Origin of the sequence: Geomonas paludis, from assembly GCF_014193585.1 — a bacterium.
Classification (GTDB): Bacteria; Desulfobacterota; Desulfuromonadia; order Geobacterales; family Geobacteraceae; genus Geomonas; species Geomonas paludis.
On sequence record NZ_BLXY01000009.1, the window covers coordinates 44267 to 69661 of the forward strand.

General features: G+C 62.0%; 27 protein-coding genes. 11 read left to right on the forward strand and 16 right to left on the reverse strand.

Annotated features, from left to right (window positions below):
- Positions 1-131 precede the first annotated feature (131 nt).
- The 4 genes from H7687_RS16650 to H7687_RS16665 all read right to left on the reverse strand — a co-directional run bounded on the left by H7687_RS16650 (position 132) and on the right by H7687_RS16665 (position 3059).
- Positions 132-464 (reverse strand): hypothetical protein, encoded by a 333-nt coding sequence (locus H7687_RS16650; RefSeq protein WP_183349466.1) that lies wholly within the window; start codon positions 462-464, stop codon positions 132-134.
- Between the two features lie 361 nt (positions 465-825).
- Entirely contained in the window at positions 826-1437 is a 612-nt protein-coding gene (locus H7687_RS16655) for a MarC family protein (protein WP_183349468.1), read from the reverse strand.
- A gap of 136 nt (positions 1438-1573) precedes the next feature.
- Positions 1574-2563 (reverse strand): NAD(P)H-quinone oxidoreductase, encoded by a 990-nt coding sequence (locus tag H7687_RS16660; RefSeq protein WP_183349470.1) that lies wholly within the window; start codon positions 2561-2563, stop codon positions 1574-1576.
- A 127-nt stretch (positions 2564-2690) separates the two neighbouring features.
- On the reverse strand, positions 2691-3059 hold the full coding sequence (locus H7687_RS16665) for a hypothetical protein (protein WP_183349472.1): 369 nt from the start codon (positions 3057-3059) through the stop codon (positions 2691-2693).
- 144 nt (positions 3060-3203) lie between these two features.
- Between H7687_RS16665 and H7687_RS16670 the strand changes: the two genes are divergently transcribed.
- The 3 genes from H7687_RS16670 (at position 3204) to ruvA (ending at position 5419) form a co-directional block, all read left to right on the forward strand.
- Entirely contained in the window at positions 3204-3947 is a 744-nt protein-coding gene (locus tag H7687_RS16670) for a YebC/PmpR family DNA-binding transcriptional regulator (RefSeq protein WP_183349474.1), read from the forward strand.
- A gap of 206 nt (positions 3948-4153) precedes the next feature.
- Positions 4154-4648 carry a crossover junction endodeoxyribonuclease RuvC gene (gene ruvC / locus H7687_RS16675; protein ID WP_183349476.1) on the forward strand — a complete coding sequence of 165 codons (495 nt, stop codon included), beginning with the start codon at positions 4154-4156 and terminating at the stop codon, positions 4646-4648.
- Between the two features lie 171 nt (positions 4649-4819).
- Entirely contained in the window at positions 4820-5419 is a 600-nt protein-coding gene (gene ruvA, locus H7687_RS16680) for a Holliday junction branch migration protein RuvA (RefSeq protein ID WP_183349478.1), read from the forward strand.
- A 100-nt stretch (positions 5420-5519) separates the two neighbouring features.
- Here the strand turns inward: ruvA and H7687_RS16685 are convergent, their stop codons facing one another.
- Positions 5520-5675: a hypothetical protein gene (locus H7687_RS16685; RefSeq protein ID WP_183349481.1), complete on the reverse strand. Its 156-nt coding sequence runs from the start codon at positions 5673-5675 to the stop codon at positions 5520-5522.
- 37 nt (positions 5676-5712) lie between these two features.
- On the opposite strand from H7687_RS16685, the gene H7687_RS16690 reads away from it, so the two are divergent.
- From H7687_RS16690 to H7687_RS16705, 4 genes are all read left to right on the forward strand, one after another.
- Positions 5713-6585 carry a transglutaminase-like domain-containing protein gene (locus H7687_RS16690; protein WP_183349483.1) on the forward strand — a complete coding sequence of 291 codons (873 nt, stop codon included), beginning with the start codon at positions 5713-5715 and terminating at the stop codon, positions 6583-6585.
- A gap of 80 nt (positions 6586-6665) precedes the next feature.
- Positions 6666-9005 carry a hybrid sensor histidine kinase/response regulator gene (locus tag H7687_RS16695; protein ID WP_183349484.1) on the forward strand — a complete coding sequence of 780 codons (2340 nt, stop codon included), beginning with the start codon at positions 6666-6668 and terminating at the stop codon, positions 9003-9005.
- Between the two features lie 69 nt (positions 9006-9074).
- Positions 9075-10088: a Holliday junction branch migration DNA helicase RuvB gene (gene ruvB, locus H7687_RS16700; protein ID WP_183349486.1), complete on the forward strand. Its 1014-nt coding sequence runs from the start codon at positions 9075-9077 to the stop codon at positions 10086-10088.
- Positions 10089-10796 (forward strand): DnaA/Hda family protein, encoded by a 708-nt coding sequence (locus H7687_RS16705; protein ID WP_183349488.1) that lies wholly within the window; start codon positions 10089-10091, stop codon positions 10794-10796.
- A gap of 234 nt (positions 10797-11030) precedes the next feature.
- On the opposite strand, the gene H7687_RS16710 is transcribed toward H7687_RS16705, so the two are convergent.
- The 4 genes from H7687_RS16710 to trpB all read right to left on the reverse strand — a co-directional run bounded on the left by H7687_RS16710 (position 11031) and on the right by trpB (position 15786).
- Positions 11031-12929, reverse strand: a complete 1899-nt coding sequence (locus H7687_RS16710; RefSeq protein ID WP_183349496.1) for an ABC-F family ATP-binding cassette domain-containing protein — start codon at positions 12927-12929, stop codon at positions 11031-11033.
- Between the two features lie 139 nt (positions 12930-13068).
- Positions 13069-13563: an LEA/WHy family protein gene (locus tag H7687_RS16715; RefSeq protein WP_183349498.1), complete on the reverse strand. Its 495-nt coding sequence runs from the start codon at positions 13561-13563 to the stop codon at positions 13069-13071.
- Positions 13564-13663: 100 nt separating this feature from the next.
- On the reverse strand, positions 13664-14356 hold the full coding sequence (locus H7687_RS16720) for a transglycosylase SLT domain-containing protein (protein ID WP_183349499.1): 693 nt from the start codon (positions 14354-14356) through the stop codon (positions 13664-13666).
- 239 nt (positions 14357-14595) lie between these two features.
- The gene (gene trpB, locus H7687_RS16725) at positions 14596-15786 is read right to left on the reverse strand and encodes a tryptophan synthase subunit beta (protein WP_183349501.1); all 1191 of its coding nucleotides are present in this window, start codon (positions 15784-15786) and stop codon (positions 14596-14598) included.
- Between the two features lie 264 nt (positions 15787-16050).
- Here trpB and H7687_RS16730 point away from each other — a divergent pair, with 264 nt between their 5' ends.
- Both H7687_RS16730 and H7687_RS16735 read left to right on the forward strand, forming a co-directional pair.
- Positions 16051-16527, forward strand: a complete 477-nt coding sequence (locus H7687_RS16730; RefSeq protein ID WP_183349503.1) for a tRNA (cytidine(34)-2'-O)-methyltransferase — start codon at positions 16051-16053, stop codon at positions 16525-16527.
- A gap of 66 nt (positions 16528-16593) precedes the next feature.
- The gene (locus H7687_RS16735; protein WP_183349505.1) at positions 16594-16917 is read left to right on the forward strand and encodes a cupin domain-containing protein; all 324 of its coding nucleotides are present in this window, start codon (positions 16594-16596) and stop codon (positions 16915-16917) included.
- 9 nt (positions 16918-16926) lie between these two features.
- On the opposite strand, the gene H7687_RS16740 is transcribed toward H7687_RS16735, so the two are convergent.
- Positions 16927-17511 carry an exopolysaccharide biosynthesis protein gene (locus H7687_RS16740; RefSeq protein WP_183349507.1) on the reverse strand — a complete coding sequence of 195 codons (585 nt, stop codon included), beginning with the start codon at positions 17509-17511 and terminating at the stop codon, positions 16927-16929.
- 223 nt (positions 17512-17734) lie between these two features.
- On the opposite strand from H7687_RS16740, the gene H7687_RS16745 reads away from it, so the two are divergent.
- Positions 17735-18235, forward strand: coding sequence for a rubrerythrin family protein (locus H7687_RS16745; protein ID WP_183349509.1), 501 nt, complete (start codon positions 17735-17737; stop codon positions 18233-18235).
- 150 nt (positions 18236-18385) lie between these two features.
- Here H7687_RS16745 and H7687_RS16750 read toward each other — a convergent pair whose 3' ends face one another.
- The 6 genes from H7687_RS16750 to H7687_RS16775 form a co-directional block, all read right to left on the reverse strand.
- Positions 18386-19123 carry an alpha/beta hydrolase gene (locus tag H7687_RS16750; protein WP_183349511.1) on the reverse strand — a complete coding sequence of 246 codons (738 nt, stop codon included), beginning with the start codon at positions 19121-19123 and terminating at the stop codon, positions 18386-18388.
- A gap of 11 nt (positions 19124-19134) precedes the next feature.
- Positions 19135-20883: a sensor histidine kinase gene (locus H7687_RS16755; protein ID WP_246404967.1), complete on the reverse strand. Its 1749-nt coding sequence runs from the start codon at positions 20881-20883 to the stop codon at positions 19135-19137.
- Between the two features lie 259 nt (positions 20884-21142).
- Positions 21143-21445, reverse strand: a complete 303-nt coding sequence (locus tag H7687_RS16760) for a hypothetical protein (protein ID WP_183349513.1) — start codon at positions 21443-21445, stop codon at positions 21143-21145.
- A gap of 283 nt (positions 21446-21728) precedes the next feature.
- Positions 21729-22469 carry a succinate dehydrogenase/fumarate reductase iron-sulfur subunit gene (locus H7687_RS16765; RefSeq protein ID WP_183349514.1) on the reverse strand — a complete coding sequence of 247 codons (741 nt, stop codon included), beginning with the start codon at positions 22467-22469 and terminating at the stop codon, positions 21729-21731.
- Positions 22469-24382 carry a fumarate reductase/succinate dehydrogenase flavoprotein subunit gene (locus tag H7687_RS16770; RefSeq protein ID WP_183349516.1) on the reverse strand — a complete coding sequence of 638 codons (1914 nt, stop codon included), beginning with the start codon at positions 24380-24382 and terminating at the stop codon, positions 22469-22471. The genes H7687_RS16765 and H7687_RS16770 overlap by 1 nt, the downstream gene beginning before the upstream one ends.
- A gap of 9 nt (positions 24383-24391) precedes the next feature.
- Entirely contained in the window at positions 24392-25057 is a 666-nt protein-coding gene (locus tag H7687_RS16775; protein WP_183349518.1) for a succinate dehydrogenase cytochrome b subunit, read from the reverse strand.
- Between H7687_RS16775 and H7687_RS16780 the strand changes: the two genes are divergently transcribed.
- Positions 25011-25367 (forward strand): hypothetical protein, encoded by a 357-nt coding sequence (locus H7687_RS16780; protein WP_183349649.1) that lies wholly within the window; start codon positions 25011-25013, stop codon positions 25365-25367. The genes H7687_RS16775 and H7687_RS16780 overlap by 47 nt on opposite strands.
- The last annotated feature ends 28 nt before the right edge of the window (positions 25368-25395 follow it).

Sequence of the window (25395 nt, forward strand, 5' to 3'; positions counted from 1 at the left end):
CGATGGCTCCACTGCAGCTCAAGCAGGCGGGCACGACGCACCGTGGCACAGGTATGACGCGACCCGGCCTTGTCGCGGATGCGACAGGCAAAGGTGCGGCTACACCGGCCGGTTCGAAGCAAGTCAGGGGATCAGCTGGAGGGTGGGGAACGCCCGGGAAGGGTTGGCGGGTAGGGGGGGACGGTATCAGCAGCCGCGAGCCGGTTGAAAGTGACGAGGTGACCGGCTGGCAGGTTGAGGCAGTGGTGCTGGAACTCGCCGTCGATGGCGTGGACGGGGCAGGCATTGCTGCAGTCGGCTTTGGAGGCGGAGGCTTCTTTCTGGACGCACTGGTTGAGGACGGCACGCGGCTTGGGCTTAGGCCCCGGGGAACGGTCGAGGAGCGCAATCCTCATACCTGCGAAGACCAGGAAGAAGATCACGGCGAACGCCGCCGCAACTTGTACCTTTCTGCTGTTCACCATTGTTCTCGGCCCGGCTCCAGGGAAGATCACGCCGCACCCGAATTGGCTGACAGTCAGACTGCAGAACAGGTGAGGCAACGTGAAACATAGCGTGAAACTGGTCGACAAGTCAACCCATTAGACTGAACACATCCAGGAAGATAGAAACTACTGCGTTTAAACCTTGTCTGATCAGGCATGATCTTCCGCCAAATGCGTCCACATCCCCTCTCCCTCCGGGAGAGGGCCAGGGTGAGGGCGTTGCCCAAGGCAAATTATCGCAGCAGGCAGAGGCCCTCACCCGCCCGTTGGGCACCCTCTCCCAGAGGGAGAGGGACTACGATTGGTCCTCCGTGTCCTCTGTGGCAATGCTTGTAGGGTTTTAAGCGCCGATCTTCAGGAAGTTCCTGACGCCGGTGAAGACGATCTGGGCGGCGAGCGCGGCGACGAAGAGACCGGTCAGCTTGCTCAGGATGGTGATCCCCTTCTTGCCGACGATATGCTCGATGAAGGAGGCGCAGACCAGGAGGATGCCGACGCAGAGCACGGCCATGGCGAGGGCGGCAAGCCCCACGAAGACCTGCCAGTTGTGCTGCACCTCGGCGCCCATGACCAGGAGGGCGCCGGTGGTCCCGGGGCCGACCGTGACCGGTATCGCCAGGGGGACGACGGAGATGGCGCCGCGCTTTTCGCTCGCGGGCGCGCTGTCGTCGCCGTGCACCATGTGCACCGCCGAGAGGAAGAGGAGGCTCCCCGCGCCGATCCTGAAGGAATCGAGCGTGATCCCGAACAGGGAGAACAGGGTGTTGCCGAAGGAGTACAGGACGAAGCAGGCGACCAGGACGGCGAGGGTCACCCGCAGCGCTGTGGCGCGCCGCTCACCGGCGGTGAGCTCGGGAGTCATGGCCAGGAAGGTGGAGAGTACGAAGAAGGGGGTGAGCAGGAAGAAGAACCTGATCCACACGGTGAAGAAAAAATCCGAATAAGCTTCCATCCTGTAACAAACTCTCCTTTATTCGGACCTCCACCGCGGCAGCCGGGGTAACCGGCACGGTCAAAGTTGTAGGGGCGAATAATTATTCGCCCCTACAGACACCCGCACGCTTACCCCCACCAAGGGGAAGGTCCAGCTATTGTGCAATCTTGAGTACGATCTTGCCGAAGTGCTTGTCTTCTTCCATCATCCGGTGCGCCTCGACCACCTGGTCGATGGGGAACACCTTCTCGATGATGGGGACGATGGTGCGGTCGGCGAACTTGGGCATGGCGCGACGCACGAACTCGGCGGCGATCTCACCCTTCTCGGAAACCGGGCGGGAGCGGAGCACGCTGCCGATGATCTGCTGACGCTTCACCATCATGAGCGCCAGGTTGAGCTCGGCCTTGATGCCGGAGATGACGCCGATGATGACCAGCCTTCCCTTGTAACCCAGGGAGTTCATGTTGGGGGCCAAGTACTTGGCGCCGACGTGGTCCAGGATCACGTCCACACCTTTCTTGTTGGTGAACTCCTTCACGGCCTCGCTGAAGTCCGGGGTCTCGCGGAAGTTGATCACCAGGTCCGCGCCCAGCTCCTTGACCCGCTCGAGCTTCTCGGGGGACGCGGTGACGATCAGCTTGGCGTTGGGCACCAGGGCCTTGCAGAGCTGGATGGCCGCGGTATTGACGCCCCCGCCGCCGCCATGCAGGATCGCGGTCTGGCCGTCCTCGAGCCCGCCGATCATGAACACGTTGAGGAACGCGGTGATGTAGGACTCGCAGATGCAGGCGGCCTCCTCGAAGCTGACGCTTTCCGGGATCGGCATCAGGTGGTTGGCGTAGGCCACGGCGTACTCGGCGTAACCGCCGCCGCCCACCAGCGACACCACGCGGTCACCCACCTTCCACCCGGTAACGCCTGCGCCCAGTTCCTCGACGACGCCGGCCACCTCCAGTCCCAGGATCTCGGAATCGCCGGGCGGGGGGGGATATTTCCCCTCGCGCTGCACCAGGTCGGGGCGGTTGATCGAGGTGGCGTACACCTTGATCAGTACCTCGTTTTCCTTGGGGGTGGGCTTGTCCACCTCGCCCACCTTGAGCACCTCGACGCCGCCGAAACCTTCCATCAGTACCGCTTTCATGGCCTTCCTCCTGTATCGATTGAATTCATGGCAGCCGAGTGACCCGGCCACGATAGTGTATACGCGCGACACTATCTCAAAAATGTGCGCCCTTTATCAACGGAATTCTCTCAGGAGGAGGAAAAAGTCAGCGGAATTTTATGGCAGTCCCGCGCGCGGTAATCTCGCTCTTGGGGAAGAAGATGTAGGTGTCCATCTCCACTTTGACTTCGGGGAGGATCACGGCGTCGGCTCCGATCTTGGCCGCCTCGGCGCGCAGGGCGTCGTTGGCCCAGCTGTAATCGGCAGGGGTGAGGTCTTCCTTGTCGCCGTAGCGCACGCGGTGCACCTCGATGGTCCCCACCTTCTTATAGGGACGCAGCACTTCGTCCTGTGCCAGTACCGGCGGGGCATCCCTTCTCAGGACCACCTTGGTGCAGCCGACGGCGGACAGCATGAGGCACAGCAGCAAAAGCAGAGGCGGGAAGTGTTTCAGTGTCCGGTAGAACTGTTCCATGATCTCTCCCAGGCGGAGTCGAATCCCCGCTCGATGCGGGTGCAGCCACATAGTTTAACTGCCATTTTCCCACTTTACAACACTCTTTTGGGCGTGCTAGTATTTCGCGTTTCATTCACAAACTGATCGGAAAGGAAGCGGATCATGTCAGGCCATAATAAATGGAGTACCATCAAGCACAAGAAAGGCGCCGCGGATGCCAAGCGCGGCAAGATATTCACCAAGCTGATCAAGGAAATCACCGTTGCCGCTAAGCTCGGCGGTGGCGACCCGGATGGGAACCCGCGCCTGAGGACTGCTATCGATAAGGCAAAGGGCGAGAACATGCCCAAGGACAACGTCGAGCGCGCCATCAAGAAGGGCGTGGGCGGGATGGAAGGCGTGAACTACGAGGAGACCACCTACGAAGGGTACGGTCCGGGCGGCACCGCGGTGCTGGTGGAGGTCATGACCGACAACCGCAACCGCACCGTTTCCGACGTCAGGAGCACCTTCTCCAAGTGCAACGGCAACATGGGCGAGACCGGCTGCGTCTCCTGGCTCTTCGACAAGAAGGGGCTCCTGGTGTACCCGAAGAGCACCGATTTCGACAAGCTCTTCGAAGCCGCCATCGAGGCCGGTGCCGACGACGTCGCCGATGAAGACGAGCAGTACGAGGTACTGACCGACCCGACCGCGTTCCACCAGGTGAAGACCGCGCTCGAGGCGGCAGGCTTCAAACCGGAGTCCGCCGAGATCACCATGATCCCGCAGACCATGGTCAAGCTGGAAGGCAAGAACGCCGAGAACATGCTGAAGCTGATGGACCGTCTCGAGGACAACGACGACGTCCAGAACGTCTACGCCAACTTCGACATCTCCGCCGAGGACATGGAAAAGATGATGTAGCAAAAGCGTGTTGTTTTGTGGTACTAAGAGCGCGGGCATTCCCCGCGCTTTTTTATTTGAAGCAAAGACAAACCTTTCACAAGGAGAACATCTGAGGAAATCTGAGAAAGGCAAAGGCTTTGAGAAATACTGAAGTCGGGTTTTCTCAGAGTTTTTTCTCAGATGTCCTCAGATTTCCTCCTTGTTAACGGTTTTCAGGATTTCTCATGGTTATTCTCGGCATCGACCCCGGCTCCCGCAAGACGGGCTACGGCCTCATCTCCAAACAGGGCAACCGCCTGGTCCACATCGACAACGGCGCCATCTTCACCCAGAGCGCCAAGGACTTCCCGCAGCGCCTGGAGAAGATCTTCACCGGCCTCTCCGCGATCATCGCCGAGTACCAGCCGGAAGTGGTCGCGGTGGAAAACGTGTTCCTGGCCAAGAACGCCATGAGCGCTTTGAAGCTGGGGCAGGCACGCGGCGCCGCAATCGTCGCCGCGGTCAACGTGGGACTGCCGGTGCACGAGTACACCGCCATGCAGGTGAAGCAGGCGGTGGTCGGCACCGGCCGCGCCGAGAAGACCCAGGTGCAGCAGATGATCAAGGCCCTTTTGAACCTCCCCGAGGTGGCCCAGGAGGACGCCTCCGACGCCCTCGCCGTCGCCATCTGCCACGCCCACTCCGCCGGCATCAGCACCTTGCTGAAAAGCATCAGGTAGCGAGCCAAATTTCAGTATCGTCCCTACTGGCCATGTTCTTCCGCTAGTCCCCTCTCCCCCCGGGAGAGGGTGCCCGAAGGGCGGGTGAGGGAGGACTCGCTCGCTCCCCCCCTCACCCCGGCCCTCTCCCAAAGGGAGAGGGGATGCTATCAATTGTCCATCGAGGTTTAAATGATCGCCCTTCTCACCGGCAAGATCGCGCACAAGGCCCCCGACTACGTCATCCTGGACGTGAACGGCGTGGGCTACCAGGTCTTCATCCCCTTCTCCACCTACTACGCGCTCCCCGCCGAAGGGGGCACGACCACGCTGCAGGTGCACACCTCCGTCAAGGAGGACGCCATCAACCTGTACGGCTTCCGCACCCAGCAGGAAAAGGAACTGTTCCAACTGCTGATCGGGGTCTCCGGTGTGGGACCCAAACTCGCCAACAGCATCCTCTCCAACAGCGAGCCGTCCGAGCTCTCCGAGTCGCTGGTCAGCGGCAACATCGCCAGGCTTTCCGCCATACCGGGCATCGGCAAAAAAACCGCCGAGCGGCTGGTGCTGGAACTCAAGGAAAAGATGAAGAAGCTGGGCATGACGGCCGCGGCGCCGGGGACGGCAGCCGCACCGCCCAAGGCAGAGATCCGCGATGACGTCCTGTCTGCGTTGATCAACCTGGGCTACAAGGAGAACGTAGTACAAAAGGCATTGGCTGAACTGAAATTTCCCGAAGATGCCACAGTGGAGTCACTTCTTAAGCAGGCACTGAAGAAACTGATGAAATAAGGACAATCTGTCATAAACGCTACAGTGCCACCTTCCTTCCATCGGCCCGTTTCTTACAGTAATATTGAACCTGATACATAACGGGATATACTCTCTGAGGCTACAGCCAATACTTTGCATGACCTGATCCTGAAAGGGGAAACACTATGCGCACAACATTCATGTCGGCGATGGTTTTCTTGATGGCTCTCACGGTCCCTGTAATTGCAATGTGTGCCTCACCCAAAGAGAGAAAAGGCTCGGTCACTTTTGCCATAACCCTCAACTCCCCCCAGCAGGTGCAGGACGTCAAGATGTGGTTCCCCTACCCCACCTCGGACCTGAACCAGAAGATCGAGAACCTCCATTTCGACGGCAACTACTCAACCTTTACCCTCTCCCGCGAGCCGCAAAGCGGTGCGCTCTACCTGTACACCGAATGGCACGGACCGCAGAAGGAGCGCCACCTGACCGTGACCTTCGACGCCACGGCGCAGGAGCGCAAGGTAGCCAAACTGGTGGAGCAGCCAGCCCCTTTCCCGCCTGAAGTCGTGAAATACGTAAAAGCGGAGTTCTGGATCCCGTCGGACGAAAAGAAGGTTAAGGCGCTGGCGCACCAGATCACCGCGGGCAAGAAAGGGACGCTCGGGAAGGCGCGCGCGGTCTACGACTGGGTGGTCGACAACACCAAGCGGGACCCCAACGTGCCGGGATGCGGCGTCGGCAACGTACAGGCCACCCTGGCGGCCCGCAGCGGCAAATGCGCCGACATCAGCACGCTCTACGTGGCGCTGGCCCGCGCCGCCGGCGTCCCGGCCCGCGAGGTCTTCGGCCTGAGGCTTGGGCGCCCCGGCCAGACCGACATATCAAACGGGCACCACTGCTGGGCCGAGTTCTACCTCCCCGGTACCGGCTGGGTGCCGGTGGACCCGGCCGACGTCACCAAGGCGGTGTACGAGAAGAAGCTCACGCGCGCGGCCGCCAAGCCCTACCGCGAGTACTACTTCGGCGCCGTCGACGAATTCCGGATCGTGCTGCAAAAGGGGGGACGCGGCATCGTGTTCACCGAGGGAAACAAGGAGAAGGTCAACTACTTCATGTACCCGTACGCCGAGGCCGACGGCAAGAGCCTCGATTACTGCCGCCCCGAGACCTTCGCCTACACCGTCAAGTTCCGGGAGCGCTGAGCCGCCGTGCCGGGTACCTGCTCGCGCCCAAGCTACCGGGTCCCCCCCACCCCTCCCGCAAGAGGGCACCAGGAGTCCTCATGCGCCTGAGTCTCAACATCTCCATCAACCTGATCCTCCTGGTGGTCATCGTCGCCACGGCCAGCAGCGTCGGCTCCTTTTTCCTCACCCAGCAAAGGGCGACGCTGCGCCGCGACCTGGAGCATCGGGTGGAGATGATCGGGAACCAGGTGACCAGCGAGGTCTACTCGCCGCTGGTGAACGGGGAACTGGGCCATGTCGCCCGTGTGCTGGAAGCCGCCACCATGGACCGGGAAGTCGCCTTCGTGATGGTGAAATCCCTGGACGGCGAGGTGCTGGCTGCTCGCTGGATGAAGGAGGTCACCGGGGGCGTGAAGGAATACGACTTCCCGGTGCGCGCACAATCCAAGGAGAGCATGGCCCGCAGCGAGATGGCGTTCGGCACCATAACCTCCCTCCCCGCCGGGGGGGAGATCGCCGTGGTCGCCGTGGGTATCGACCTGGAACCTTTGACCACGACGGAGCGGGCGCTGGTGATGCGAACCGCGCTCGTCGTCGTCCTGGGATCGCTGATCGCCCTGTTCCTGGGCCTCGCCATCGTGCGCAGGCTGCTCAACCGCTCCATCACTCCGCTTCTCGACGGCATCCGCAAGATCACCTCGGGTGATTTCTCCAGCAGGGTGCAGCCCGACCCGCACCGGGAGATCGCGGAGATAGGCGCCGCCTTCAACGAGATGGCGGAACGCTTCTCCACCACGCTCATCTTCAAGCACGAACTGGAGGAGACCGTCACCAGGCGCACCGCCCAGTTGCAGCAGGCCCTGGAGGACCAAATCAGGGTACGCGAGGCACTGGCCGAACGGGAAGAACACATCCGGCTGCTCTTCAACTCCACCGCGGAGGCGATCTTCGCCATCGACCGCGACGGGACCTGCACCTTCTGCAACCCCGCCTGTGCCACGGTGCTGGGCTACGGCACCCCCGAGGAAGTGATCGGCAACGGGATGCACAGCTTCCTCGGGCACACCGCCCCGGACGGCACCGTCCTGCGGGAAAGCGAATGCCCCATCTGCCAGACGCTCTCCGCCGGCCACGGCAGCCACAACGTCAACGACACCTTCCGCAAGAAGGACGGCACCGCGATTCCCGTGGAGTACTGGTCCCACCCGATCCTGCGTGACGATGAAGTGGTCGGCTGCGTGGTCACCTTCCTCGATATCTCGCAGCGCAACATGCTGGAGAGGCAACTGCTCCAGGCCCAGAAGCTGGAGGGGATCGGCGTCCTGGCGGGAGGGATCGCGCACGACTTCAACAACCTGCTCACCGCCATCATCGGCGGGGCCGAAATTGCGCTCTACGACATCCCCCCCGACACCAAGGGGGCCAAGGCGATCCACGGCGTCCTCGACGCGGCCACCCGGGCCGCCGACCTCACCCGCCAGATCCTCGCCTTCAGCCGCAAACAGGTCATGACCATGAAGGAACTGAACCTGAACGACGAGGTGCTGTCGCAATCGAAGATGCTGCGCCGCCTGATCAGCGAGGACATCAAGTTCCAGGTGAACCTGGCTCCGGAGGAACTGTGCATCAGGGCCGACGCGGCGCAGTTGCAGCAGGTCCTTTTGAATCTCGCGGTCAACGCGCGCGATGCCATGGCGCCGGGAGGATCCATCACCATCGAGACCGCCGCGGTGGTGCTGCAGCGGTCGGACCGCTGGCTGGAGGAGGGGATGGCGCCAGGGCGGTATGCCGTGATCTCGGTAAGCGACACCGGGGCCGGAATGGACGAGCAGACCAGGTCCCGCATCTTCGAGCCCTTCTTCACCACCAAGGGGCCCGGCGAGGGGACCGGCCTCGGCCTCTCCACCGTCCACGGCGTAGTCAAGCAGCACCAGGGGAGCATCTCGGTGTACAGCGAGCCGGGCAAGGGCACCACCTTCCGCATCTATCTCCCCCGCATAGAGAGGACGGCGGCGCCCGACTCTCTGCCCGAAGCGGCGCCCGTTCCGCGCGGAACAGGAAAAGTCCTGGTGGTGGAGGACGAAAAGGCGGTGCGCGATTTCCTGGAAAGCGCCCTGCAGGACAACGGCTTCAGCGTGACCAGCGTGGGGAGCGCCCCCGAGGCGATGGAGGCGTGTGCAGTAACGACCTACGACCTGATGGTCTCCGACGTGGTCATGCCGGGGATGAGCGGTCCGGAGCTGTACCAGGCGATCAGGGAGAGTCAGCCCCAGCTCAAGGTCATGTTCATCTCGGGTTACCCGGCGAAGTCGGTCTCGTTGCAGGACATACTCCAGTGGGATGCCCCCTTCCTGGCCAAACCCTTCTCCGCCAAGGTGTTTCTCGCCAAGACCCACGAGCTGATGCAGTCCTCCCCGCCGGCCGGGCATGCCCCTTGACCTTTACCTTCAACTGTTATAATTTGGCTCCCTGCATTCAGGCGGCACCAGCCGCCGGCAAGGAGAGGTATGACCCGCTTTATCAGCGCCGAAAGATCCGAAGACGACCTCCTTGAAGCATCGCTGCGCCCCCGGGCGCTGGCGGACTACGTGGGACAGGAAAAGGCCAAGGGGAACCTCGGCCTCTTTATCGACGCCGCGCGCGGCAGGGGCGAGGCGCTCGACCACGTGCTGCTGTACGGCCCCCCCGGCCTGGGCAAGACCACCCTGGCCAACATCATCGCCTGCGAGATGGGAGTGAACATCAAGTCCACCTCCGGCCCGGTGATCGAGCGCCCGGGCGACCTGGCCGCCATCCTCACCAACCTCGAGCCGCACGACGTCCTCTTCATCGACGAGATCCACCGTCTCTCCCACGTGGTCGAGGAGATCCTCTACCCCGCCATGGAGGACTTCCAGCTCGACATCATCATCGGGCAGGGGCCGAGTGCGCGCACCATCAAGCTCGACCTCCCCAAGTTCACCCTGGTCGGCGCCACCACCCGCGCCGGCCTGCTCTCTTCGCCGCTTCGGGACCGCTTCGGCGTCATCTCGCGCCTCGAGTTCTACACCCACGACGAGCTCGCCTTCATCATCACCCGCTCCGCGCGCATCTTCGGTATGGAAATAGCGCCCGACGGCGCCCTGGAACTGGCGCGCAGAAGCCGCGGCACACCGAGGATCGCCAACCGCCTGCTGCGCCGCGTGCGCGACTTCGCCCAGGTACGCGCCGACGGCGTGATCACCCGGGAGGTGGCGGACCAGGCGCTGGCGCTTTTGGAGATCGACGACATGGGTTTCGACACCATGGACCGCGCCATCCTGCTGACCATCATCGACAAGTTCGGGGGGGGACCGGTGGGGCTGGACACCATCGCGGCTGCCATCAGCGAGGAGAGCGACACCATCGAGGACGTCTACGAGCCCTTCCTGATCCAGAACGGTTTCCTGAACCGCACCCCCCGGGGGCGCGTCGCCACCGCCGCCGCCTACAGCCATTTCGGCAGGATCGCGCCGGAGCCGCCGCAGGGAAGGTTGTTCTAGATGCAGATGATCTTCGACTTCCCGGTGGTGCCCCGCTTCTGCTTCGAGAACTTCGTGGTCTGCGGCGGCAACAAGACCGCCTACCAGTTCGCGCAGCGGCTTGCCAGCGGCAGCGACGCCGAAAACCTCCTCTACATCTACGGCCCCGAAGGGTCCGGCAAGACCCACCTCTTGACCGCCCTCTCCAGCGCCATCGACGGCAGATACTTTTCCTTCCGCGATGCCGACGCCCTCTACGGTAAAAGCTACTCCAGCGAAGGTCCCTCGCGTCTGGCCGAGCACTTCGCCGGGGCCAAGGCCCTGATCCTCGACGACCTGAACCTTTTGCCGGACAACCAGGAGGTCCGCGTGGAGTTGTGGGAGCTCTTCAACGCCTTCTACAGCGCGGGCAGGAAGATCGCCATCTCGGGGCTCATGCCGCCCAAGGAGTTGCCCCACCTGGACGGCCACCTCACCAGCCGGCTGCTGTGGGGGCTGGTGGCGCGCATGGACGTCTCCGACGACGAGTCCCGGCGCATGATCCTGAAGAAGCTGGCCGAAGACCGGCAGATGCTTCTTCCCTACGAGGTGATCGACGAGATGCTCCTCAAGGTGCGGCGCGACATCCCCTCGCTGGTCTATGCGCTGGAGACCATCAACCGCACCGCCATCGCCACCAAGAGGAAGGTGAGCCTCAGGCTGGCCAAGGAGATATTCAAAGGCAATTAGGGGACTGGCTCCGCCAGGTGCCTGTCCCCCTTGCCTTTCAGGGCGAGGGAATTGCTGAAGGCAACATTCCGGCAGACGGCCAGAGCCCTCACCCGCCCTTCGGGCACCCTCTCCCGGAGGGAGAGGGGAACTACGGAAGAAAGTGCATTTCACCATAGCAAAAGGCTTCTGCAGGGGCGTGCCCGCAGAAGCCTTTTTTGATGCAAAAACCGGCAGATTGTCAGCTTTCCACTGTCAATTCCCCTTCTTCGTCTCCAACTCCTCCCACCGCCCGTACGCCGCGGCCAACTCCGCCTCGAGCCTGCCGTAGTCGGCGGTGATGGCGGCGATGCCGCCTTGCACCGTGTCGTAGCGGGAAGGGTCCCCCAGAAGTTCCTGCACCGTGGCGAACTCCTGCTCCAGCGCCTCGATGCTCCCCTCCAGCTTTTCCAGCTCGATCCGTTCCGCGTAGGTGAGCCCCTTTTTGGGCTTCTCCGCCTTGGCCGCCTGGGCCTCCTTCTTCTCGACCCGCTGCGCGGCTGCCGCCACGCGGGCCGCCTCCTTGCGCTCGCGGTAGTTGGTGTAGTTCCCCTCGTAGAAGACCACGCCGCCGTCACCTTCGAAGGCCAATACGCCGGTGGCCACCTTGTCCAGGAAGAAGCGGTCGTGGGTCACCATGAGCACGCAGCCGGGAAAGGCGGAGATCGAGGCATCCAAAAGCTGCAGGGTCGGGATGTCCAGGTCGTTGGTCGGCTCGTCCAACACCAGCAGGTTGGAATCCTGCAGCATGAGCCTGGCCAGGATCAGCCGGCTCTTTTCGCCGCCGGAGAGGCTCCCCACTGGCCGCCTGCGGTCCTCGCCCGAGAACAGGAAGTCCTCCAGGTAGCCGATCTTGTGCCGCTTTTCGCCGGTGGCGGTGGTGACGTAGTCCCCCTCGCCGAAGAAGTCGTAGATGGTCTGGTTGGGATCGAGCACCTCGCGCAGCTGGTCGAAGTAGGAGATCTTGGTCTTCTTGCCCACCACGACCTTCCCCTGGTCGGGCTCCTCCTCCCCCATGATCATCCGGATCAGGGTGGTCTTGCCGCAGCCGTTGGGGCCGATGACGCCGATGCGGTCGCCGCGTTTCATGCCGAAGCTGAGCCGGTTGATGAGCCTTCTCTCGCCGTACCCCTTGCTGACGCCGTCCATCTCCAGGATGGTCCCGCCCAGCCCCTCTTCGGTATTGAAGCCGATCTTGAGGTCACGGCGCGCCGGGCCGGAAAGGCTCTCCTCCAGGGCATGGTAGCGGTCGATCCTGGCCTTCTGCTTGGTGGAGCGCGCCGGCGGTCCGCGCCGGATCCAGTCGGTCTCGATGCGCAGCAGGTTCAAAAGGCGCGAGCGGCGGCTCGCCTCGCCCATGAGCCGTTCTTCGCGCAGGGTGAGGTAGGTGGAGTATCCCCCCTGGTAGGAGATGAGGGCGCCGCGCTCGAGCTCCAGCATCCGGGTCACCACCTGGTCCAGGAAATAGCGATCGTGGGTGATCAGCATGACCGCGCCCGGGTACGCCTTCAGGTGCTCCTGGAGCCACTGGGTGGTGTCCGCGTCCAGATGGTTGGTCGGCTCGTCCAGAAGCAGCAGTTCGGGCGCCTGCAGCAGGAGCTTCGCCAGCGCCACGCGGCGCTTGGTGCCGCCGGAAAGGGTGCCGATGACCTGGTGCGGGTCGGGAAGCTGCAGGTGGGTCATCATCTCCAGCACGCGGTGGTCGGTGTTCCAGCCGCCGTGGTGCTCGATCCAGACCGAGAGCTCCCCCTGTCGGGCGAGCAGCCGGTCCATGTCGGGCGGGTTGCCCGCCATCTTCTCCGAGAGCTCGTTGAAGCTCGCCATGGCGGCCCGGATGGCGGTGAGGCCGCTCTCGATCTCGGCGGCGACGGTGGCGCTCTCGTCGAGCACCGGCTCCTGGCTCAGGTAGCCGACCGAGGCGCCCCGTTTCATGGCGATGGAGCCGCCATCACGGTCCTCCGCCCCGGCGAGGATGGTAAGGAGGGTCGACTTGCCGGCGCCGTTGGCGCCGATCAGCCCCACCCGCTCGTCCTCCCCCACGGCGAAGGTGACGCCGTCCATGAGGACACGCGGGCCGAAGCTCTTGGAAAGCCCCGTGATATCAACAACGTTCATAGAATCTCCATTGGCCTACACAAACCCCTATCCCTTCGGGAGAGGGTCGGGTGAGGGGATCGACTCGCCCCCCCTCCCTCACCCGCCCTTCGGGCACCCTCTCCCACAGGGAGAGGGGACGAGCGGAAGAATGGTCTACTTAGAATTTGAGGAAGTCGGCGATCTTGCCGAAGATGGCGGCCGGGCGGTACTTCTTTGGGATGGCGTAGGTGCCGCTCTTCTTCACCGGAACGGTCATCTGTCCCACCGGGGTCTCCAGGTCCAGTCCCGCCGCCACCTGGTACGGGATCTTGTCCGGGTCCGGCTTGCGCTTGAGGATCTCCAGCAGATCGGCATAGGTGATGCGGATCGGGATGCGGACATCGGTCTCCTCGTGGGCGGGGAAATTGATCTCTTCCCGCGCGCCCCCCTTGGCCAGCGGCAGCGTCATGATCTTGATGTCATAGCTGTACCCCTGCAGCTTGACGTCGAAGCTGTTGGTGTTCTGCACCCGCAGGTAGAGCTCCATCCCGGCGCCGGTCGGATCGACGGAAACCACGTTCAGGTCCTGAACGGTAACCTGCGGCGCGTTGACCAGCCTGTTGCACCCGGCAAGAAGAACGACCACCAACAAAATGCCAACAATTTTTCTCACAACCAGACTCCTGGATAGGCGGTAGCCCGAAAACAAAGAGGGCGGGTCCCCGAAAGAACCCGCCCACTATAGCACAACCAAACCTCAAACAGCAAAAGGACTATCCGTTGACTGCCACCTGCTGCATCAGCATGCCCCTTTGCATCTCCCGCAGTATCTCCGTCCTGAAGCGCTTGCGGATCTTGTCGTAGGCCCTCGCCGCCGGCCCGGTGCCGCAGTAGAGCCGCTTGGCGCGGGCCATGTTCCCCTTGGCCATGTCCAGCTTCTCGTACAGCTCCTTCACGGCCGCTTCCGCGCACTTCTCGTCGTCCCACATGTCCTGGGGGGTGTAGCCGTGGCTTTCCGCCCGCTCCGGCATCAACTGCCAGACCCCCAGGGCGCCCTTGGGGGATACCGCTCTCGATGAGAGCTTGTGTCCGCCTGTTTCCGCCAGGGCTATCTCAGCCAGGTCCAGCGGTGTGAATTTCGTCCCCTCCGTCTTCTCGTAGCAGATTTCGGCAAGCCACTTGGCCCGGGCCGGAGTGGTCCGGCGGGCGAACGTGGCGTAGATGGCGGGAACCAGTTTCTTCCTCCCGTCGAGTTCTGCCGCCTTGGGCAGATCCATCTGCACGGCCGGGGCCGAGGCGGGGGATTTCTCACCCTGCTTCTCGCTCCCCTCCGCCCAGGTGAGCAGCGCCCGGTCCGACTCCGACACCGAGGGAGTCACCGGGACCTGCGCCTGCTGCAGGTGGGACTGGTCGCACGATGCCGTCATCATGAGCACCGCGACCAGCAATACAATTTTTCGTTTCATAAATCGCTGTTGAATGGCTTTTGCCGGCTTTAGGTAGAGATACTAAATGTCGGTAGTGAAGCCCGCGCCAATCATCTCCTTTCATTGGAATCACATTGGCTCGTCGCCAATCTGAGGTTATTAGTGTAATCAAATCCGACGCACATTGCAAGCCGCACATTAGATTTGTGCAATCTTGTCGAATAAAAAGGGAGCCCCGCTCAGCGGACCTCCCCCACTAAAGCCTCGATTTTTCTATATTAAAGCTGCACCCCCATAACATCGGCTACGGTGTGGATGTCCTTATCGCCCCTGCCCGACAGACAGACGACGATGCTCTCATTGGTGGAAAGTGTCGGAGCCAGACGCAGTGCATGGGCGACTGCGTGGGAAGACTCCAGTGCGGGAATGATTCCCTCCTCGCGGGTCAGCACCTGGAACGCGTCCAGCGCCTCGTCATCGGTGACGGAAACGTAGCTGGCCCGTCCGATCTCCTTGAGGTACGAGTGCTCCGGCCCGACGCCCGGGTAGTCCAGTCCGGCCGAAATGGAATGGGCATGGGCGATCTGACCGAACTCGTCCTGCAGGAGGTACGTTTTGTTGCCGTGCAGCACCCCGACACTGCCGGCGGAAAGCGGTGCGGCGTGCTTGCCGCTGTCTATGCCGTAACCGGCGGCCTCGACGCCGATCATCTGCACCGACCCGTCGTTGACGAAGGGGTGGAACAGCCCGATGGCGTTGCTCCCCCCGCCTACGGCGGCGATCAGGTAGTCGGGCAGCCTCCCCTCGGCTTCCAGGTGCTGCGCCCTCGCCTCCTGGCCGATGATGGCCTGGAAGTCGCGCACCATGACCGGGTAGGGGTGGGGGCCGGCGACGGTGCCGATGATGTAGAAGGTGTCCTCAACATTGGTCACCCACTGGCGCATCGCCTCGTTCATGGCGTCCTTCAGGGTCGCGGTGCCGGAACTGACCGGGTTGACCTTGGCGCCCAGAAGCTTCATGCGGAACACGTTCAGGGACTGGCGCCGGATGTCCTCCTCGCCCATGAACACCTCACACTCCATGCCGAACAGCGCCGCGACGGTCGCGGTCGCCACGCCGTGCTGGCCCGCGCCGGTCTCGGCGATCACCTTGTTCTTGCCCATCCGCTTGGCAAGCAGCGCCTGGCCGATGGTGTTGTTCACCTTGTGAGCGCCGGTGTGGTTCAGGTCCTCGCGCTTCAGATAGATCTTCGCGCCCCCCATTTTCCGGCTCAGTTTCTCGGCGAAATAGAGCGGGTTGGGGCGGCCGACGTACTGGCGCAGGTAGTAGGCGAACTCCTCCTGGAACCCCTTTTCGTTGCGAAAATGGTTGTACGCTTGCTCGAGTTCGAGCAGCGCCGGCATGAGCGTTTCCGAGACGTATCTGCCGCCGAAACGGCCGAAGTGACCACTGTTGTCAGGCGTATCCAAAGTTGCCTCCGGTAGGTGTGTGAGGGGGGCATCATAGACTATCTGTCGATAAATTGCAAGCTTACAGAGCCTACCCCCCAGACAACCCCCCGCCGTTACAGGCTTTTAGCCGTTTATCTTTGCCTTATTTTTTGCTTTGAGCTACAAATATCACCCGTGTGGGAAGCTCATTTTCGGGGTCAAAATTCCACTCATCCTGTGGAACTTTTTTCTATGACTGAGCCCTTTTTTGCTTCCACAAAAGCACCCTTTTCGAGGTCACCGATGTCATCGCAACAACCATTTCACATAGTCCTGGTGGAGCCGGAGATTCCGCCCAACACGGGCAACATTGCCAGGCTGTGCGGCGCCACCGGCACCATCCTGCACCTGGTCGGCAAGCTCGGCTTCTCCACCGATGACCGCTACCTCAAGCGGGCTGGGCTCGACTACTGGAGCGAAGTCGACATCCGTTACTGGGACGACCTCGACACGCTCAAGCGCTCCTTCCCGGACGGGCGTTTCATTTACACCAGCAAGAAGGCCCCGCAAAGTTATCTGCAATTCTCGTTTCGCCCCGGCGACTTCATCGTTTTCGGCAAGGAGACCAAGGGGCTCCCCGAGGAACTGATCGAGGCGAACCTCCAGACCGCGGTGCGCATCCCGATCACCGGCAAGGTGCGCAGCCTGAACCTCTCCACCTCGGCGGGCATCGTGCTCTACGAGGCGCTGCGCCAGACCGGCGCGCTGGACGGCGAGTGAGCGGAATGTGGCGGCGGAGCCCCCCTCCCGCAAGGGGCGGGGGAACCGAAAGCAAAGGAGAAAAAGATGTTCGAGAAGAGAAGCGACGCGGGCTATCAGGAGGTACTGCCGGGTATCCGCCAAAAGACACTGGTCCACGGGGCTAAGACACTGATGGTGGAGTTTCTGCTGGAAAAGGGTGCGCAGCTCCCGGTACACAGCCACCCGCACGAACAGACGGGCTACCTGGTAAGCGGCCGGATCAGGCTCAGCATCGATGGGAGTCAGCAGGAGGTGCTTCCGGGGGACAGCTGGTGCATCGCAGGTGGCGCGCAGCACAAGGCCGAGATTCTTGAGGATGCCGTGGCCATCGAGGTGTTCTCCCCGGTGCGCGAGGAGTACATCCGTTAGGGCGCCGATCTAGCTGAACTGGTAGATCACCAGCCCGAAACTTACCGCGGTCACCGCGAAGGCGATCAGCGCGAGCAGACCGTCGCGTGAGATCAGGGCCAGCCCGAAAGCCGAAAGGGCCACCCCTGCTCCATGCGCGGAGAAGGGGACCAGTTCCATCATCGGCATCACGATCGCTATGGACCCACAGATGAAGGAGATCAGGTAGATGCTCCCCCCCCTGATCAGTGCCGGCAGACGTGGGCGCAGCCACCGGTCGATGAATCGCGCCAAGGGACGAAGCCACCTGATCGCCTTGGTCACCTTGTCTTGCGCCAACGAGCGCCGCAATAGCCATTTCGGCAGCCAGAAGTGATCCCGGCGGAAGAAGAGCTGCCCCGCAATCAGCAGGATCAGCACACCGGTTGCGGTCGGGACCCCTGGCATACCGCTCAGGGGGGAAGCGGCGATGATGCCCACCATGAGCAGCAGCGGCCCGAAGGATCGGTTCCCCACCGATTCCACGATTTTCCCCAACGAGACGCGCCCCGCGTCGTCTGCGGAATCCCCGATCCTGTCGAGCATCTCCTGAAGAGTGGTGATCTCTCGCGCCATGCAGACCTCTCTGGTGCCGCCGCAAGTACTACCGACACTCTCACCCAAAACACCTCACGAAGATTACATTGACACATCTTAATGTCAAGAAGGCCGTCACCCCGCCGTCCTGCCTCCAGAAAACGTATACATATCAGATAAATATAATGTACACGGCGCCTTGACTGAAACAGATGCCCCGCTATATTCAAGCAGCATATTTTTACACAATCAGGAGGAAGAGATGTCGACAAAGGATAACCTTGCCGAGGCATTTGCTGGAGAGAGTCAAGCCAACCGTAAGTACCTTGCTTTTGCCAAGAAGGCCGAAGCGGAGGGGCTGCCGCAGGTAGCCAAGCTGTTCCGCGCCGCGGCCCACGCCGAAACGGTGCATGCCCATGCGCACCTGCGCGCCATGGACGGAATCAAGAACACCGTCGACAACCTGAAAGAGGCCATCGAGGGAGAAGGTTTCGAATTCCAGAAGATGTACCCGCCGTTTCTCGAGCAGGCCAGGCAGGAGGGGCACCGCGCGGCGGAGAACTCCTTCAAGTTCGCCCTGGCGGTAGAAGAGGTGCATCACGACCTGTACCAGCAGGCCCTGGCGGCGGTACAAAACGGTGTCGACCTCGCCGACCGTCCCATCTACGTCTGTGAAGTCTGCGGCAACACCGTCTACGACGAGGCGCCCGACAAGTGCACCGTCTGCCTGGTCCCCAAGGACAAGTTCACCAGGATCGCCTGACGCGAAAAAGGCACTGCCGAAACCGGCCGCGCCTTTTTTCAACCCCTTTGAACTCAACGCAATAACGCAAAGCCGCAAAGAACGGTAAAGAGCCTGCCCCCTGATTGGCCTCTCTTTGCGCCTTTGCGGCTTTGCGTTAGATAAATGGTTTCACGGGTTCCTGATGCTCACCCGCCCCGGCGCCGACCAGTCGTTGTGGCCGCCTTCGATCTCACGGAACACGGTTCCCGGCCTGCTCTCAGCAAGGCTCTTGGCGAACTTTTCCGGAATCACCTTATCCTCCCTGGCGCCGAAGATCTCCACCCTCCCCTGATACCCCTTGAGTGCCTTGATGTTGTCCCAGTTGTCGGGGAGGAGCAGGCGCACCGGCAGAAACCAGTAGTGGTACTGCGCCACCCGGTGCAGCTTGTCGAACGGCGCCACCAGCACGATCTTGTCCGGCGCAGGCTGAACTGCGGCCAGGGAGCAGGCGGGACCGCTCCCTAGCGACTCCCCCACCACGCAGACCGGCGTGTCCGGGTACTCGCGCCGCAGCAATAGGTATCCCTGCTTGGCTGCCTGGTTCAGTGCCTCCTTGGAAGGAGAACCGGGGCGCTGGCCGTAGCCCGGGTATTCCAGGATATAGACGGTGTCTTCGTCGGCAAACGAAGGAAGGGCGTAGGCGCGGTCACTGGCCTGCCCGCCGTTGCCGTGCAGCATGAGCCAGACGTTCTTTGGACTGGGGACGGTCCGGGCGAAACCGATCACCTCCCCCTGGTCGCGCCACGGCGCCAGCCCGTTGCTGCCATCGTGATGGGTCGGGAAGTACAGCAACTGCCGCTGCCAGGTGGCGGCAGTCAGCACAAGGGCCACCAGGCAAACAAGCAGCAACCGGCAACAACGTCCCATGCCAAATCCCCCTATCCCCGCGGCAGGGTGAAGTACACGGTGGCACCCTGGTCCACCACCCCGTGCGCCCAGACCGATCCGCCGTGCCGCTCCACGATCCGTTTCACCGTAGCCAGGCCGATGCCGGTCCCCTCGAACTCGGCGCCGTGCAGCCGCTGGAACGCCCCGAACAGCTTGTCCTGGTACGCCATGTCGAACCCGACACCATTGTCCTTGATGAAAAAGGCCTCGCCCTCCTCGTGCAGCGAAGAGCCGAGCTCGATCCGGGCCCGCTCCCGGACGCTGGAGTACTTCCATGCGTTGCCGACCAGACTTTCCAGCATCAACTCCAGCAGCAGCCGGTCTCCCTCGACGTGCAGACCAGGCTGGATCAGGAAATCGACTCGCCGCGACGGCTCGGAATCCTGCAGTTTGCAGCCGATGCCGAAGGCGAGTTCGCTCAGGCTCACCGTGTCCCGGTTCAACTCGGAGCGCCCGATGCGGGATAGTTCCAGCAGGCCGTCGATCAGGTCCCCCATCCTCTTGCTGGAGGTGCGGATCCGCTCCAGGTATCCTCGCGCCTCGGGCGCGAGATCCGGGCCGAATTCTTCGAGCAGTATCGAACCGTAGCTGTTGATGTGCCGCAGCGGGCCGCGCAGGTCGTGGGAGACCGAGTAGCTGAAGGCTTCCTGTTCCCGCATGGCCACTTCCAGCCGCTCCGTGCGCTCTACTACCCGTCGCTCCAGTTCTTCGTTCAACTGCCTCAGTTCCTCTGCCATGCGCCGGCTCTGGGTGACGTCGCGGGAGATCCCGAAGAGGCCGACCACCTGTCCCTGCTTGTTGTGCAGCGGCCCCTTGATCACCTCGACCACATACCGTCCGCCGCCGCCAACTAACTCCCGCTCCCCCACCTGCGTCCGGTTGGCCGTCAGCACCTGCTGGTCCATCGCCATAACGGAACACGCCACCTCGGAGGGAAAAACCTCCATGTCATCCTTGCCCAGTACTTGCTCCTGCGTCTTGCCAGTCATCTGGCAGGAGGCCTTATTGAAGAGGAGATAGCGCCCGTTGATGTCTTTGACGAAGATGGCGTCCGTAGTCCCGTTGATCACCGAATTCAGCAGCTCCTGGTTTTGCAGCAGCGCCCCCTCCACCTCGGCACGCTCCACGATTACCCGCTGCAGTTCCTCGTTCACCGCGACCAACCGGTTTTGCTCCTTCTCGTAGTTTCTCAGCAGCGTCCAGAGCATGACGGCGCAGAATACGGTGGTAACGGCGAAACCGACGATGTTATCTGCGAGGCGATCCTGTTCGGAGCGAAACGGCGTGACCCACTCGGGAAACCGCAACTCCAGGGCCATGAGCACCATAGCGTCAATGAAGGTAACGGCCAGCGGAAGCCATCGCGCTCGCCCCCTGAAGAAGATGGGGAGGTACATAAGCAGGCAGAAAAAGTACAGGGGCAGGCTTCCCTCCGAAGCGGCGTTGGGGAACCAGATCAGGTTCAGCAGGACCAGAAACAGGAAGAAGAGCGCCGCCGTGTGGTAGCGCCCCCGGCTCGCCTCACACAGAAGCAGCAGCGCCAGCACTCCGAAAACGGCGACGCAAACGTTGATGTAGACAGGAAGGTGCTGCAGGTAATTAGTGGGAATGACGACAAAGAACGAGGCGACGGCCGCCGTGATGCACAGCAGCACAAAGAGGTGATGCTCCATGGTGGAGCCTCCCCTTTTCCATATGCAGGTCTTGAACCTCGCTATGGGAGATCGCATCTCGCTCATGTGTTACCTCGTGCGCTGCCAAAAGCGACAGCGGAACAGCAGAGGGACAAAAATAACACATTAGCGAAGGCTGATAAACCATTTTTTCGCTTCGAGGGCAATTAGGGTCATGGCTGCAACGGGATACCCACTCCATCTATCCTGAATGAAGACAGTGACAGGGCCTGCAATGACAGTACGTGCGAGCTTGTCCCCTCAGCGCCGCGCATCGGCCTTCAGGCGCCCCTGCCAAGAGATGAAGGGTACGAGGAGCACGCCGTCAGCGCCCCCCGGGCCCGGCCATCCTGCGGAAGATGACCAGCTGTGCGGTGATGTCCACGGCCAGCACGGCAGTGGTGCAGAACAAAAGCCACGCGATACCGTCGAAATAGGCCAGGCAGTTGAAGAACATGTACAGGGCCACCACCGCGGAGAGCAGCCGTCGGATGCCCCGGACCGACGCCTCGGCTCCCTCGGCATCGGTCCCCACCAGTGCCGCCAGGGCCGGAGCCGCGTAATACCCGACGGTAGCGTCGATGAAGGTCAAAAAGATGTTGGCCACGAAGGCATAGGTAAGTTGCATATCACTCCCAACGGCTGAAGCCGGCTGCGCCAGAAAGTAAGGCAAATCGGGGCCGGAATCAAGTACTAAGAAGGGACTGGCTCCGTAGATGCCTGTCCCTCTAGCGGAACGCTCCATTGCGCCCTGCCCGCCTTACGCCAAGGGGACAGGCACCTACGGAGCCAGTCCCCCTCCTTCGGTGCAGGGCGACAAGGAGGAGAACCAACGAGGATCGCGAATATAGCCATAAAAAAAGGGCGGAAGGTTTCCCTTCCGCCCCGGGTTCTTCTTTGATACGAGCCGCCTACTTGAACAGCGCCTTCTGGTACTCGCGGTTCAGCTTGGCGATGAACTTGACGTTGATCCCTTTCGGGCATGCCGCCATGCACTCGTAGTGGTTGGAGCAGTTGCCGAAGCCGGCTTCCTGCATCGCCTCGGTCATGGCGCAGACGCGCTCGGCGGCCTCCGCCTGGCCCTGCGGCAGGGCTGCCAGTTGGGCAACCTTGGCCGAGGTGTAGAGCATCGCCGAGCCGTTGGGGCAGGCGGCGACGCAGGCGCCGCAGCCGATGCACTCGGCGGCGTCCATGGCGTAATCGGCGTCCTGCTTGGGCACCAGGATGGCGTTGCCGTCGGCAACACCGCCGGTGTGGCAGGAGGTGTAACCACCGGCCTGCATGATCTTCTCAAGGGCGTTTCTGTCCACGATCAGGTCCTTCTGGATCGGGAAGGCGAGCGCACGCCACGGCTCGATGTAGATGGTGTCGCCGTCGTTGAAGCGCCTCATGTGCAGCTGGCAGACGGTGGTGCGCTCCTGGCCGCCGTGCGGCACGCCGTTGATGACCTGGGAGCACATCCCGCAGATCCCTTCGCGGCAGTCGTGGTCGAATGCGATCGGGTCTTTGCCTTCTTTGATCAGGTGCTCGTTCACTTCGTCGAGCATCTCCAGGAAGGACTGGTCGGGGCTTACGTTTTTGGCCTCGTACTGCTCGAGCTTGCCCGGAGCTTTGGGGCCACTTTGGCGCCATACGTGTAGTGTGAGGTTCATTATTTATAACTCCTTACCGCCAGATGAACGTTTTCGAACGTCAACGGCTCCTTGTGCAGTTCGGGCTCCTTGTCGACACCTTTGAACTCCCAGGCTCCAACGTAGCAGTAGTTCTCGTCGTCGCGCTTGGCCTCGCCGTCCGGCATCTGGTGCTCGACGCGGAAGTGGCCGCCGCAGGACTCGTTCCTGTGCAGGGCGTCCTTCGCCATCAGCTCGCCGAACTCGAGGAAGTCCGCCACGCGGCCGGCGTTCTCGAGCTGCTGGTTGAGCTCCTCGCCCTTGCCGGTGACCTTGACGTTCTGCCAGAACTCCTCGCGCAGGACCGGGATACGCTTGATGGCGTCCTTGAGGCTCTCTTCGCTCCTCGCCATGCCGACGTTTTCCCACATGATCTTGCCCAGTTCGCGGTGGAACTCGGACACGGTCTTCTTGCCGTTGATGTTCAGGAGGCGGTTGTTGTAGGCCTTGACGTCCTCGACCGACTTCTTGCACTCGGGGTGATCAGCCGACACCAGGCCCGGCTTGGTCTTGGCCAGGTAGTTGGCGATGGTGTAGGGGATGACGAAGTAGCCGTCGGCCAGACCCTGCATCAGCGCGGAGGCGCCGAGACGGTTCGCGCCGTGCACCGAGAAGTTCGCCTCGCCCAGGACGAAGAGGCCCGGGACGTTGCTCTCGCAGTTGTAGTCGACCCAGAGGCCGCCCATGGAGTAGTGCGGTGCCGGGTACATGCGCATCGGCTGCTTGTACGCATTCTCGTCGGTGATCTTCTCGTACATCTCGAAGAGGTTGCCGTAGCGCTCGCGGATGGTGTGCTCGCCAACGCGCTTGATGGCAGCGGAGAAGTCGAGGTTTACGCCGCGGCCGCCGGGGCCGACGCCGCGCCCGTCGTCGCACTGCTCTTTCGCTGCGCGGGAGGCGATGTCACGGGGAGCGAGGTTACCGAAGGAGGGGTACTTACGCTCCAAGTAGTAGTCGCGCTCCTCTTCGGGGATGTCGTTGGGGTGACGGTTGTCGCCCTTCTTCTTCGGTGCCCAGCAGCGGCCGTCGTTCCTGAGGGACTCGGACATGAGGGTCAGCTTGGACTGGTGATCGCCGGACTGCGGGATGCAGGTCGGGTGGATCTGGGTGTAGCAGGGGTTGGCGAAGAAGGCGCCTTTTTTGTGGGCACGCCAGTTCGCGGTGACCGAGCAGCCCATCGCGTTGGTGGAGAGGTAGAACACGTTGACGTAACCGCCGGTTGCGAGAACGACCGCGTCACCCACGTGGGTGCGGATCTCGCCGGTGATAAGGTCGCGTACGGTGATACCTTTGGCCTCGCCGTCGACCACCACGAGGTCCAGCATCTCGGTGCGGGCGAAGAGCTTAACGCTGCCGGCCTTCACCTGGCGGGACAGGGCCGAGTAAGCGCCCAGGAGGAGCTGCTGACCGGTTTGACCGCGGGCGTAGAAGGTACGGGAAACCTGGGCGCCGCCGAAGGAGCGGTTGTCCAGGTAGCCGGCGTAGTCGCGGGCAAACGGAACGCCCTGGGCCACGCACTGGTCGATGATGTTGTTGGAGACCTGGGCCAGACGCCAAACGTCCGCCTCGCGGGCACGGAAGTCGCCGCCCTTGATGGTGTCGTAGAACAGACGGTAGATGCTGTCGCCGTCGTTAGGGTAGTTTTTCGCTGCGTTGATGCCGCCCTGTGCTGCGATGGAGTGGGCGCGGCGTGCGCTGTCCTGGTAGCAGAAAGCTTCGACGTTGTAGCCGAGCTCACCCAGGGAGGCTGCGGCTGCGCCACCGGCCAGGCCGGTGCCGACAACGAGAACCTTGTACTTACGCTTGTTGGCGGGGTTAACCAGCTTCAGATCGAAGCGGTGCCTGTCCCACGAGGTCTGAATCGGTCCTTTCGGACATTTTCCGTCGAGTATCACTTGAACCCCCTAAAGTTTCAATAAGCCGGCCAGGATGACCGCAGGAATCGAGATGTAAGCAAGCATGAGGATGGCGGAGATGACCTTGCCGCCGGTACCGAAGGCCGGGATGGTCTTCTCGTTGTTCCAGCCCATGGTCTGCAGGAAGCTCGGGATGCCGTGGGAGAGGTGCAGGAACAGCATCAGCATGGCGAACATGTAGGCCAGGGAGATCAGCGCGTTGCCGAAGCTGGTCACCACCATCCTGAACACGTCCGGACGGTTGGCGGAGTCGAGGCCGACTACGACGTCGGGGGTGCCGTGAATGGTGAACTGCAGCAGGTGGTAGCCGATGAAGCACAGCACCAGCAGGCCGGTCCAGATCATGTTCTCGGAGGCGAAGCTCGCCTTCAGGTTCCTTTTCACCGCGTAAGCGCCGGGGTTGGCTGCCTTGTTCTCCAGGGTCAGCGTGACGCCGTAAGCGATGTGAACGGCGATGGCTGCCAGCATGAACAGGCGGAAGGCCCAGACCAGCGGCGGCAGGCTATGCAGATGCTCAGCATAGGCGTTGATGCCGTTGGGGCCGAAGAAGATGGTGGAGTTTCCGATCAGGTGTATCAGGATGAAGATGATCAGGAGCTGACCCGTGATGGACATCAGGATCTTTCTTCCCACAGAGCTAGATAAGATTCGCATGTTTTTTGTCCCTTTGCCTTTTTTCGATAATCAGTTGAGTTGGATTGCGTGCGTACACCGGAGGAGTACAAGTCCCGAAAACCCGGTCACGGGGCGGACTCGCGGCTTCCGCTTGGGGGGGATGGGGGACCGCGCCACGGGCTCAGTGTCTGCATTCGATCTCTCCTTTATTGAACTCACATTAGCAACAGTGGATGGTATCTATAACATAAAAATCGGCGGGTTGATAGACGCGCATATTAAATGCCGTTATACGAAAATGCAACAGTTTTTTGTATACAGCATACAATTAATGGTTCAGACACCTTAGCCCCTTCTAAAGTGAAGTAACCCTGTTT

Coding starts and splice junctions, on each gene's coding strand:
- H7687_RS16730 (WP_183349503.1), top strand. CDS start 16,051: ATGTCATCGCAACAACCATTTCACATAGTCCTGGTGGAGCCGGAGATT.
- H7687_RS16690 (WP_183349483.1), top strand. CDS start 5,713: ATGTGGTTCCCCTACCCCACCTCGGACCTGAACCAGAAGATCGAGAAC.
- H7687_RS16745 (WP_183349509.1), top strand. CDS start 17,735: ATGTCGACAAAGGATAACCTTGCCGAGGCATTTGCTGGAGAGAGTCAA.
- H7687_RS16705 (WP_183349488.1), top strand. CDS start 10,089: ATGCAGATGATCTTCGACTTCCCGGTGGTGCCCCGCTTCTGCTTCGAG.
- H7687_RS16735 (WP_183349505.1), top strand. CDS start 16,594: ATGTTCGAGAAGAGAAGCGACGCGGGCTATCAGGAGGTACTGCCGGGT.
- H7687_RS16650 (WP_183349466.1), bottom strand. CDS start 464: ATGGTGAACAGCAGAAAGGTACAAGTTGCGGCGGCGTTCGCCGTGATC.
- H7687_RS16755 (WP_246404967.1), bottom strand. CDS start 20,883: ATGAGCGAGATGCGATCTCCCATAGCGAGGTTCAAGACCTGCATATGG.
- ruvB (WP_183349486.1), top strand. CDS start 9,075: ATGACCCGCTTTATCAGCGCCGAAAGATCCGAAGACGACCTCCTTGAA.
- H7687_RS16760 (WP_183349513.1), bottom strand. CDS start 21,445: ATGCAACTTACCTATGCCTTCGTGGCCAACATCTTTTTGACCTTCATC.
- H7687_RS16655 (WP_183349468.1), bottom strand. CDS start 1,437: ATGGAAGCTTATTCGGATTTTTTCTTCACCGTGTGGATCAGGTTCTTC.
- H7687_RS16710 (WP_183349496.1), bottom strand. CDS start 12,929: ATGAACGTTGTTGATATCACGGGGCTTTCCAAGAGCTTCGGCCCGCGT.
- H7687_RS16740 (WP_183349507.1), bottom strand. CDS start 17,511: ATGGCGCGAGAGATCACCACTCTTCAGGAGATGCTCGACAGGATCGGG.
- H7687_RS16660 (WP_183349470.1), bottom strand. CDS start 2,563: ATGAAAGCGGTACTGATGGAAGGTTTCGGCGGCGTCGAGGTGCTCAAG.
- ruvA (WP_183349478.1), top strand. CDS start 4,820: ATGATCGCCCTTCTCACCGGCAAGATCGCGCACAAGGCCCCCGACTAC.
- H7687_RS16695 (WP_183349484.1), top strand. CDS start 6,666: ATGCGCCTGAGTCTCAACATCTCCATCAACCTGATCCTCCTGGTGGTC.
- H7687_RS16685 (WP_183349481.1), bottom strand. CDS start 5,675: ATGGCAAAAGTGACCGAGCCTTTTCTCTCTTTGGGTGAGGCACACATT.
- H7687_RS16665 (WP_183349472.1), bottom strand. CDS start 3,059: ATGGAACAGTTCTACCGGACACTGAAACACTTCCCGCCTCTGCTTTTG.
- H7687_RS16765 (WP_183349514.1), bottom strand. CDS start 22,469: ATGAACCTCACACTACACGTATGGCGCCAAAGTGGCCCCAAAGCTCCG.
- H7687_RS16775 (WP_183349518.1), bottom strand. CDS start 25,057: ATGCGAATCTTATCTAGCTCTGTGGGAAGAAAGATCCTGATGTCCATC.
- H7687_RS16750 (WP_183349511.1), bottom strand. CDS start 19,123: ATGGGACGTTGTTGCCGGTTGCTGCTTGTTTGCCTGGTGGCCCTTGTG.
- ruvC (WP_183349476.1), top strand. CDS start 4,154: ATGGTTATTCTCGGCATCGACCCCGGCTCCCGCAAGACGGGCTACGGC.
- H7687_RS16720 (WP_183349499.1), bottom strand. CDS start 14,356: ATGAAACGAAAAATTGTATTGCTGGTCGCGGTGCTCATGATGACGGCA.
- H7687_RS16670 (WP_183349474.1), top strand. CDS start 3,204: ATGTCAGGCCATAATAAATGGAGTACCATCAAGCACAAGAAAGGCGCC.
- H7687_RS16780 (WP_183349649.1), top strand. CDS start 25,011: ATGGACATCAGGATCTTTCTTCCCACAGAGCTAGATAAGATTCGCATG.